The sequence below is a fragment of the Pseudanabaena biceps PCC 7429 genome (genome assembly GCF_000332215.1).
In the GTDB taxonomy this organism is placed as follows: domain Bacteria; phylum Cyanobacteriota; class Cyanobacteriia; order Pseudanabaenales; family Pseudanabaenaceae; genus Pseudanabaena; species Pseudanabaena biceps.
The window spans coordinates 1-10,982 of the sequence record NZ_ALWB01000184.1 but is presented as its reverse complement, the minus strand read 5'-3'; the positions used below and the strand labels follow the sequence as shown (position 1 = coordinate 10,982).

The 10,982-nt window shown below is 43.9% G+C and carries 8 protein-coding genes; 2 read left to right on the top strand and 6 right to left on the bottom strand.

Going from position 1 to position 10,982, the window contains the following annotated elements; genetic code table 11:
- Positions 1–220 precede the first annotated feature (220 nt).
- Positions 221–2,527, bottom strand: a complete 2,307-nt coding sequence (locus PSE7429_RS17420) for an arylsulfatase (protein ID WP_233424385.1) — start codon at positions 2,525–2,527, stop codon at positions 221–223.
- Positions 2,528–2,801: 274 nt separating this feature from the next.
- Between PSE7429_RS17420 and PSE7429_RS24610 the strand changes: the two genes are divergently transcribed.
- Positions 2,802–3,038, top strand: coding sequence for a hypothetical protein (locus PSE7429_RS24610; protein WP_071590169.1), 237 nt, complete (start codon positions 2,802–2,804; stop codon positions 3,036–3,038).
- 57 nt (positions 3,039–3,095) lie between these two features.
- On the opposite strand, the gene PSE7429_RS17415 is transcribed toward PSE7429_RS24610, so the two are convergent.
- The 5 genes from PSE7429_RS17415 to PSE7429_RS17395 form a co-directional block, all read right to left on the bottom strand.
- The gene (locus PSE7429_RS17415) at positions 3,096–4,013 is read right to left on the bottom strand and encodes an EAL domain-containing protein (RefSeq protein ID WP_009628611.1); all 918 of its coding nucleotides are present in this window, start codon (positions 4,011–4,013) and stop codon (positions 3,096–3,098) included.
- Between the two features lie 147 nt (positions 4,014–4,160).
- Complete coding sequence (gene thrC, locus PSE7429_RS17410; RefSeq protein ID WP_009628610.1) at positions 4,161–5,468, bottom strand: threonine synthase; 1,308 nt, start codon at positions 5,466–5,468, stop codon at positions 4,161–4,163.
- 406 nt (positions 5,469–5,874) lie between these two features.
- Entirely contained in the window at positions 5,875–7,029 is a 1,155-nt protein-coding gene (locus PSE7429_RS17405; RefSeq protein WP_009628609.1) for a cysteine desulfurase family protein, read from the bottom strand.
- A gap of 303 nt (positions 7,030–7,332) precedes the next feature.
- The gene (locus PSE7429_RS17400; protein WP_009628608.1) at positions 7,333–8,127 is read right to left on the bottom strand and encodes a TatD family hydrolase; all 795 of its coding nucleotides are present in this window, start codon (positions 8,125–8,127) and stop codon (positions 7,333–7,335) included.
- 348 nt (positions 8,128–8,475) lie between these two features.
- Complete coding sequence (locus PSE7429_RS17395; RefSeq protein ID WP_009628607.1) at positions 8,476–8,868, bottom strand: AbrB family transcriptional regulator; 393 nt, start codon at positions 8,866–8,868, stop codon at positions 8,476–8,478.
- 957 nt (positions 8,869–9,825) lie between these two features.
- Between PSE7429_RS17395 and argC the strand changes: the two genes are divergently transcribed.
- Positions 9,826–10,884 (top strand): N-acetyl-gamma-glutamyl-phosphate reductase, encoded by a 1,059-nt coding sequence (gene argC / locus PSE7429_RS17390; RefSeq protein ID WP_009628606.1) that lies wholly within the window; start codon positions 9,826–9,828, stop codon positions 10,882–10,884.
- The last annotated feature ends 98 nt before the right edge of the window (positions 10,885–10,982 follow it).

Sequence of the window (10,982 nt, the reverse complement as noted above, 5' to 3'; positions counted from 1 at the left end):
TAAAAAACAAACCCAGTAATGGTTTTCAAAGCTCAAAATGGCTACGCCATTTTGAGCTTTGGTGTAAGGTTTCAAGACGAGTGGCGGCGAAACGCCGCCACTCGTCTTTGGGATTCTGATTTGTTCTATAGCTGTCGCCAGTCTTGTTTAGTGTTGCCGCGCGGAGCGCGGCAACACTATTTTGGCTTTTATGCCCTGAGACAGTTTATGGCAGATATACTTACAGTAAATCAAGCTTGACCCGCTCTAAATTCCCAGTGAATTTAAAAGGAACTTGATAGCTATCAACTACAGAAGTACCCGTATCTTGACCGACATCAAAGGATTCGTCTGAGCCGATGCGGAAGCTAACGGTTTTCTCGATGCGACCTTCAGCAACCTGTTTGTCATTGATGAATAGCTTGCCAATGCCCCCCGCACCAATACCGCTACCATCGTAGGCAAAATCAAATTTGACCGTCGATTTACCGATCGCTACAGGTTCAGAGGATTGAATAATCGTGCGATCGCTATTCAGGTAGTTATAGGCATAGGTAGGTTTACCATCTTGTAAGAAGAGACTCCAGCCTGAAAAACGCCCGCCTTGGGTCACTAGAACGCCTTCTGCGCCAGATTTAGTATCAATATCCGCCACGATCCTGAAGGAACGATTTTTGGTATTAGGAGCGCTACCTTCGGGAATACCCGTAACCGCAGTGTAGTAACTAAAGCTATTTCGACCCGTCGTTACACTGGGGCGAGTATTCACATCAAAGCGCTGAACCGTGCGATCGTCTAAGGGCAGAACTTGATATTTCTTCGCTTCCTTCAGAAATAGACTTTGCAATTCAGCCAACTTTTGGGGATGCTCTTGGGCTAAATCCTGAGATTCGCTAAAGTCGCGATCGATATTGTATAGTTCCCATTTATCTTCATCGAAGGTAGTGTTGGAAACGCGCTCCCAAGGCAAACGACCGTGACGTGCTGCCGCCACCCAACCGCGATCGTAAATGGCACGATTGCCCAGCATCTCAAAGTACTGAGTTTTATGCGTGGAAGCTATAGCAGGATCGTCAAAGGAATAAACAAGGCTGGTTCCTTCAATGGGTTTCTGTTTTGTGCCATTGACTACCTCTGGCTCTTTAATGCCAGCTGCTTCTAGAAGCGTAGGGGCAATATCGATTACATGATGAAATTGACTGCGAATACCGCCCCTATCCTTAATGCGATCGCCCCAAGTGACTACTAAACCATTGCGAGTACCGCCAAAGTGAGAAGCGATTTGCTTAGTCCATTGAAAAGGGCTATCGATCGCCCAAGCCCAAGCGGCATGGAAATGATTGAAGGTTTTAGGGCTACCCAAATCATCTATTGCGGCTAGCACTTCTTCAGGACTTTCTTCAACACCATTATAGAACTTGAATTCATTCGCACCGCCTGTCAAGCCCCCTTCTGCACTCCCCCCATTATCACCAGCGATGAAAACAATCAGGGTATTATCCAATTCACCAATCCGCTCGATCGCATCAATGACACGACCAACCTCAGCATCGGTATGACCGAGGAAACCTGCAAAAACTTCAAATTGGTGAGCATAAACTTTCTGCTCCGTAGTTGTGAGGGAATCCCATGCAGGAATTTGCGCAGGACGGGGAGTAAGTTTGGTATCCGCAGGAATGATCCCGAGTTGAAGTTGACGCTCAAAAATATCGGCGCGTAATTTATCCCAGCCTTGATCGAACTTACCTTTATATTTATCTATCCATTCCTTCGGGGCATGGTGGGGGGCATGGGTTGCTCCAGGAGCAAGGTAAGCAAAGAAGGGTTTATCTGGGGCGATCGATTGCTGGGTAAGGATCCAATTAATCGCATGATCGACGAGATCGGGAGTGAGGTGATAATCAGGTCGATCTAAAGGTTGCTGGATATGCTGGGTATTCTCCACCAAGTTAGGAGTCCATTGATTGGTATTTCGACCCAAAAATCCATAGAAATAATCAAAGCCTAAACTAGTCGGCCAGCGATCGAAAGGACCGACAGCACTAGTTTCATAATCAGGAGTATTATGCCATTTCCCGAAAGCCGCTGTATTGTAACCATTGCTGCGCAATATTTCTGCGATCGTCGCAGCACTACGAGGGAGAATTGCCGTATAACCGGGAAATCCCGAAGCTCGTTCTGTCGTTACACCCGTACTTACGGAATGGTGATTGCGTCCCGTTAGTAAAGCGGCTCTCGTGGGAGAGCAGAGAGCGGTGGTATGAAATTGGTTGTAACGCAAGCCCATTGCCGCCAAGCGATCTAGGTTTGGCGTTTCAATCAATCCGCCAAAGGTACTTGTCTGACCAAACCCCACATCATCAAGGAGAACTAGCAATACATTGGGAGCTTTCGCAGGAGCTTGAACTAGTTTGGGAAAGTCGGGTTGCGATTCCTTATAAGTTGTACCGATCTTGCCCTTAAATGGCGTTTGTGGGATCGGTAAAACATCGCCATAGTAATTGCCATAGTCAGCAAAGGCTGGTAAAGAGAAAATGCTAGAACTCATTAGGGCGATCGCCGTTAAAAAGGCGATCGCTGTTTTAGTATTCCTTGCAAAAATAAATTTATTTTTAAATTTAAAAATAAATTTGAAAATAAACTTAAAAATAAACTTAAAAGCTATGTTTGGGGTATTTCTCTTCAAAGAACTTCTAATTCCTGTCATTATCGCCTGAATTAAAGACTAGTAACTAAGTAGCTAGGCATAAGTAAACTTAAAACCTAGAAGAGCATACCGCCCGCTGCGCGGGCGGTATGCTCTCTGGTTTTATTTTTTAATTATGCTGAACTACTTATTTTTATCACAAAGGTTGAGAAAAAGTCTTCTGGAAATATTCAAGGAATATCCCAAAACCAAAGATGAATGGCGGCGTGAAGCGCCGCCATTCATCTTTGGTTTGCGCCCTAAAGAGTCAAAAAGCTTTAAGTTCGCCATGCTATCGGTAGGATGGTCGTTAGTCCTTGCTTGGTTAGTTAGTTTTATCTTCTATCAAGGGGCAAGAATCTTAGGGTTTTAAAGCTACATAATATGAGTGGCGGCGCTTTGCGCCGCCACTCATATTATGAATTCACTTCTATTTGGATTCAAAAACAGATTGGATGAAATCCCCAATCACTTCCCAAGAATGGCGATTGGGAAAAATATCGACACCTATGAGACTTTTGAAGATATATAACACAATCAAAACAGCAATAATTCTAATGATTAGTAAACCGATTAACCCAAAGGTGATTGGCTTATCCTGTGGCTTACCCAAGGAATATCCTTGAACAGCTCTCACCCCCAGATCGTTAGCAAATTTTAGGGATAACTTATCATCAATTCCTTTCAAAACACATTGTTTTTGGAAAGCTCTAGTCGTATAGGCGATCGCGATCGCTAATTGCTTTTGGACAGGAGATAGGTTCTTTCTGGAAAAGCAGCGATCCAGCTTGAGCATCGAAAACGGAAACTCCTGTATCTGAAACAAACTGAAGAATCTACCCGTAAAGTTATCAATTACCACATAGAAACCCATCATTCTTAACTCTGTCATAAATAGCAATACTAGGGACTGCTTTTGCCAGAGAATTTCTTCTTCTATCTCAAAACTAATGCGCTTGGCTGAAACTTGATACTGACTCAGCCAAGCATGGAGTTGGGAGAGAAATTTTTGGTCTTCAAAGATTTCATTGGATAGATTAATTGAGACCTTGACATTCGCCTGTTTCGATAATAACTCTATCGATTTTTCGACCACAATCCGATCTAGCTGATTAAGGAGTTGCGTATTTTGTAAAGCCGCTAATAATTCTTGCGGTTGCCTTAACTCCCCTAGCTCGTCGCGCCAACGCACTAACACTTCGTTATGTAAGACCTTCCCCGTAGTCAGCTCATACACTGGCTGAAACCACAACTCAATTTTTTCAGCGGCTAAGCGAATTTCTGGAAATCCTTGTTCTAGCTGAATATCAATATGCGCCGTGGTTAGGGGATTAAATTCGGTTTCCATCGTGGTTCTGAAGTGTTAGTTGGCAGTAGCTAAATCAGAAGAGCGTACCGCCCGCGTAGCGGGCGGTACGCTCTTCTGATTGTGGCGCTGAACTACTTATAAAATAAGGGCAGCACAAGGCTGTCCTTACTTACAGCACTGTGAAAACTAGACGGAAACAGTCTGCCACTCTAAACGCTCAAGAGTATGAGAACGCTCTAGCGCCCGCTCGAAACTATCTAGTTTAGGCTCGATCAAGAAGGGTTCGCCAACATAGCCTTGAATTGCTTCCTGAGTTTTTAAGCCATTACCTGTAATGTAGACAACAGTAGTTTCTTCGGGATCGATTTTGCCTGCTTCGACTAGCTTTTTGAGGACTGCGATCGTGGTTCCACCAGCAGTCTCAGTGAAGATACCTTCAGTTTCAGCGAGTAGTTTCATCGCTTGGATGATCTCATCATCGTTAACGGATTCGATATTGCCGTTGGTTTTGTGAGCAATGTCGATCGCATAGATCCCATCGGCAGGATTACCAATCGCCAAACTCTTGGCAATGGTCTTAGGTTTGACGGGGGTAATAAAATCGCGACCTTCCTTGTATGCGGAAGCGATCGGGGAACAACCCTCAGCCTGTGCACCACTGAAGCGCACTGGCTTACCTTCTACTAAGCCCACCTTTACAAACTCATTGAAACCCTTGTAAATTTTGGTAAATAGAGAACCAGAGGCAAGTGGAGCAACGATGTGATCGGGCAACTTCCAACCCAATTGTTCGATGACTTCATAACCAAGGGTCTTAGATCCCTCGGAGTAGTAAGGGCGCAAGTTAATATTGACGAAGCCCCAGCCGTGGGTATTGGCGACCTCAGAGCAAAGGCGGTTCACTTGGTCGTAGTTACCATGAACGGCAAACACTTTGGGATTGTAGATCGTCGTACCAAGGACTTTACCTGCCTCAAGATCGGAAGGAATGAAGACACAACACTCTAAGCCAGCATGGGCCGCGATCGCCGCCGTAGAGTTGGCGAGATTGCCCGTACTAGCACAGGCTACGGTGGTAAATCCTAGTTCGCGAGCACGGCTGAGAGCGACGGAAACGACACGATCCTTGAAGCTCAAGGTGGGCATATTGACGGCATCGTTTTTGATGTAGAGATTTTTGATGCCGAGACGCTTGGCAAGGCGATTTGCCTTGATCAAGGGAGTCATGCCAGTGGATACATCAATATAATTGTCAGTCTTGACAGGGAGAAAATCGCGATAGCGCCAGATCGAAAGCGGACCTGCTTGAATCGTTTCACGGCTGACCCTAGCAGCGATCGCATCGTAGTTATAGGCAACTTCTAGGGGACCAAAGCAAAGTTCGCAAACATGCATTGCCTTAGCTTCATACTCTGCACCGCACTCTTTGCACTTGAGATTACTAAATGTATCAACGCGATCGCTGGTGTAAGGAGAAACAATGGTTGCAGTCATGGTCTTAGTTGCCCTTTGGTTCGTTAAAGGTTTTTTGTGATTTCTTGATTGTAATGAAGATTAACATAGGGATTTTTGGTCGTCAAATATACCAGACTATTTTAGTCGGGTATATAGCAACGTAAGGTTTGCTCAGCGATAAAACCCAAAAGATGAGTGGCGGCGCGAAGCGCCGCCACTCATCTTTTGGGTTTTGTCTCCACCTGCATTTACAGCAATTACCGATCAAAGGAACCACGAGGAAATTTTTGAAAGCGTTGCTTCGCAACGCTTTCAAAAATTTCCTTGGTTTGGGTTTGAGCGCAGTGCGCTGTAAGTGAATATAGCTATACTTCTTTTGGTTGAGGAGCGCAATTCCTAAGGTGAAGCTGAGTTGAGGCGAGGTATTGACTATTTTTTGTACGAGTTAGGCTAAGCGATGGAGTATCTGATGTATTACCATCGCTGTCCAGTCAATATCAGTTTCATTGTTAGATTTCCCAAGGGTCAATCGGATACTATTTCGAGATTCTATGGGTGAATATCCCATTTCTAATAGGATCGAACTCGGTTCACTCTTACCGCTACTACATGCAGAGCCAGAACTGATCGCTATACCCGCAAAATTCATTTCGCGGACAAGGCGGCGACCATCGATATGTTGATGATAAAAGCTGAGGTGATGGGGTAGCCTGTCATTTCCCCGCATACCCGTAGGGACTAGTTCGGGAATATCTGCGAGTAAGGCATAGAGGCGATCGCGTAGGTTTGCCAAACGTCGAGACTCGGCAATTAGTTCCCCCTCGGCAAGTTCGGCAGCTAATCCCAGCCCTGCGATCGCCGCAACAGCCTGTGTTCCCGAACGGTAGCCTCGTTCTTGTCCGCCGCCTTGGATGAGGGGAATGAGCGATCGCTCATTTGCAATGAGCGGCGCGATGAGAGGATTGATATAAAGCGCTCCAATGCCCTGCGTTCCATAAAACTTATGCGCTGAAAGTGAGAGCAGATCGATGGGTAAAACTTGGACGTTGATCGGTATCTTACCGATCGCTTGGACAGCATCGGTATGGAATAGTACATTGGCATGACGACAGATTTGCCCTAATTTCTCAATTGGTTGGATCGTGCCTACTTCATTTTGAGCCGTAATAATTGAGACGAGGACGGTATTAGGACGGAGCGATCGGGCAAGCTCCGCAGGATCTACTTGACCTTGGCGGTTGACAGATAATCGGGTAATTTCCCAGCCATGTCGTTCTAGGTAGTGCGCTGGTAGACTCACGGCTGAATGCTCGACCGACGAGATAATCATGTGCTGTGGGGTACAGTACTGCCGCGCTATACCGACGATCGCCATGTTGTCCGACTCAGTACCGCCAGATGTGAAGATGATGCCTTCGGGATCGGCATTAATCAAGCTTGCCACCTGCAAACGGGCGCGTTCGATCGCCATCGTCGAACGTTCCCCCCACCAATGTAGGCTGGAGGGATTGCCCCATTGCGATCGCATTACCGATGCCATCAGGTCGATGACCTCGGGATGGGCAGGGGTTGTAGCACCATGATCTAGATATATTTGCATAAAACAATTTTAACTGTTATGGCGTTAGCCAGTTTCATAGAGTCGTTGCGCTAATATGGCGCTAATATGGCGCTAAGCAGCTAGGCGCAATTAAATATAAAATTCACAAACCTTTGGCGCACGCTGCACATGCGTCAAAGGTTTGTGCCAAAGGTTTTTGATCTGGATTTTTTAGCTATAGCTGTCGCCAATTGTAATAGGACATAAACCCCAAGAATTGACTGGCGGTGCGAAGCGTCGCCAGTCAATTCTTGGGGTTTGATTTGCCCTAAGTCAAGTGACTGTAGCTATACTTTTAAATTATTAAGAAAGGGCAAATAGTTTAAAGGCATTATTTGTTGTTTGCTCAGCCAAGACCTCTAGTTCCACAGTGCGAAGTTTTGCCAAGCTTTCGGCTACATGTAACACATAGGCAGGCTCGTTACGCTTACCCCGTTTAGGCACAGGTGCGAGAAATGGGCAATCGGTTTCCACCAATAGGCGATCGCTCGGTACGATCTTTGCCGACTCGTGCAAATCAACCGCATTTTTAAAACTGACCACGCCGCTAAAGCTGATATACATTCCCAAATCTACAAACCACTGTGTTTCTTCAGGATTCCCCGCCCAGCAATGCATCACACCACGGATCGGCTCATGGGGAGCTTCCGCATTGATTTCTTGCAAAACTTCACGGGTGACCACGGAGGCTTCGCGAGAGTGAATGATCACTGGGAGGGATAGCGATCGCGCAGTACGAAGCTGGGATTTAAACGCCTCAACCTGAGCGGTTTGGCGATCGGACTTAAAAAAATCTAGTCCAGTCTCGCCAATGGCTACTACTCTGGGATCGCTGATGGCTAAGGACTTGATGCGATCCCCAATCTCAGGATCCCACCCCGACTCATTTAAACTTTTATCGAGGGGATGTAAACCAACGGCAAAACTTACCTCAGGAAATCGATCAGCGATCGCCTGAATTTGTGCAAACTCATTAGGACTCACACAGGAATGTACGAGTCGGGTTATTCCATTGCTCTGCCAGCGATCGCGGACTGCCTCAAGATCGGGCTGAAAGTCTTTGAAGTTGATATGCACATGAGTATCTACTAGCTGCATAGAGTAAAACCCTAGAAATAAAACCCTAGAAAACCAAAAACATTAAAACTTGTAATTCATACATGTAATACGTACATTTACGTATTACACGTAATCCATAAAAGCAATTCATAAGAGCAATTCATAAGAGCAATTTATAAGAGCAATTTATAAGAGCAGCGAGAAAATTAAACACCTCCCCTAAGTAGTATTAATTTTCTCGCTCCAAACAATCGCTTAAGTCATCTGATGTTTTGGCGATCTCAAATTTATTGTCAGATATCAAAGGTAAATCAAAGTTTAAAGTGATATTTCAGACCGTATAAATTTAAGAACATCAAACAGAGACTTATATTTGAGGATATCTAGTTATTCTTCGTTATCTTCGGATTGATCATTGTGCAACTGGATGAGGTGAATATGCTTGTAGCCAAGCTTAATTTCAAACTCATCACCTTCATTTAAACCCATCGATCTTGTATAGGTAGAACCGATCACAATTTGACCATTTTTATGGACGCTAACCCGAAACGTAGGTTCGCGACCACGACCATCTTTATTCTGTTCAGGGTTAATCGCAAATCCCCTAGCAGCAAGTACTGCCTCATAAAATTCTGTCAAATTAACACGATCCACCCCATCTTTTCCGCGAGTGAAATACCCGCATTTTTTAGCTTGCTCACGCTTGGGCAGGTTGTTTAGCTCTTTTGCTTTTTGAAGAAGCGCCTTTCCTGTTAAAGGAGAAGTTACAGTATCTATCATAGGATTATCAGAAATTTCAGGATTTCAAAATTTAAAACTTCTCTCTAAGGTATAGGAGAAATTTTGCAAGTCTTGAGATTTTAACCTACATGGAATTGCTTTCTTATTGTCGTACATTTTTAAACATATTGAACATAATTTTCAATAAGATTTAAAAAATATTTTAAAACATACTAGTAAATTTTAAAAATGTACATTAAATAATACAAAACAATTCAGATAATCTATGGAAACATGAAAAAGGGATATCTCGACAATGTCTTTTTCTTGGTGATAATTGTTACAATAAAAGTTATTTAGATACTTTTGAACCAATTTTTAATTAAATTCGTCTAAATATCAATCTGTATAATTTAAGAAGGGGATATTTTTTAATATATGGGATACAAATGCTCTTAATGGGTTGGCTAACTCAAACTTGACACTAGTTGACAACATCTTTCTTCACCCATATAGGTGATTTATCCCTATTTGTCGCCAAGTAAATATATTTGCAGAAGTCAAATTACTTCAGCTTGCACTTCTATAAATAAAAAAAGTGTAAATAATATAGGTTTGCTATAAGATTTGCAAATGTTATACAGCGATAGTAGATATTTTAGGGTGTTTTAGATTGCTGGAAGTGCAAACAAAAGGAGGCTGTTCAAAAGCCATTTAGGATAGCTAGGTATTTAGGGGCAATTAAACGCAATCTCTAAAATAACAACTAACAATCATAATTATGAAAAGAGCTTACTCCTACTCCAATAGCACCTATATAAGTAAATGGGCTGAATTAAATATAAAACCCTAAAACCTGCGGCACACGCGGCGCGTGCGCCGCAGGTTTTAGATCTGGATTTTAATTATGCTGAGGTACTTATTAATTTAGTTATTAACTTGGGTTAAGTCTTGGCTTGTGCTAAGTTGTTACCCCAAACACGAAAAGTAATTTTAATAGTTTGATGGAGTAAGTTTATGAGCGCACAGGATCGAGTCCCCGTAGGTATTATTGGTGCGTCAGGTTATGGTGGCATTCAACTGGTTAGGTTGCTGCTGGAGCATCCATCGGTGCAAGTTACCTATATGGGTGGTAGTGGTTCTGTTGGTCAAAATTTTGCGGATCTATATCCGCATATAGCCCATGCTGTTAATTTACCCATTGAAAATCTTGAGCCTGAGGCGATCGCTGATCGCTGTAAAATTGTTTTCCTGTCGTTACCCAATGGCTTAGCTAGTAAAATTGCACCGAGACTACTGGCGAAGGGGTGCAAAGTCCTCGATCTATCCGCAGATTATCGCTTTACCGATTTGCAAGTCTACGAATCTTGGTATAAAGAATCGCGAACTGATACTGAAGTTAATAGTAAGGCTGTCTATGGATTGCCTGAAATCTATCGCGATCGCATTGCCACTGCGGACTTAGTAGGCTGCGCGGGTTGTTATCCGACCGCCAGCTTATTGGCTTTGCAGCCATTGCTAAAACAGGGCTTGGTCGATCCTAGTACCATTATTATTGATGCCAAGTCAGGGACATCAGGTGGCGGTCGTCAGCCTAAAACCAATCTATTACTAGCCGAAGCTGATGGATCACTCGGAGCCTATGGTATTGCCAGTCATCGTCATACCCCTGAAATCGAGCAGATCTGTAGTGATATGGCAGGGCAAGAGGTATTAGTTCAATTTACTCCGCACCTGATCCCGATGATTCGCGGTATCCTTTCGACGGTATATGCAAAATTACGTGATCCTGGATTGGTTAAAGAAGATGTATTAACAATTTATAAATCTTTTTATCGCAATTCAGAATGGGTACAGGTTCTACCCAAAAATATCTTCCCCCAAACTAAATGGGCGTTAGGTACAAATCTCTGTTATCTCGGTGTAGAGGTTGATGAGCGGACTGGGCGAGTCATTGTCGTTTCGGCGATCGATAATTTGATGAAAGGTCAAGCTGCTCAAGCCGTGCAATGTATGAATATTATGATGGGATGGGAAGAGTCGCTAGCTTTACCAAAACTGACTTTCTATCCTTAGTTTTGATCATCCCTATGCTGTGCATTCTTAACCATTTAAGTAGCTAGGCGCAATTAAATATAAAACCCTAAAACCTGCGGCGCACGCGCAGCGTGCGC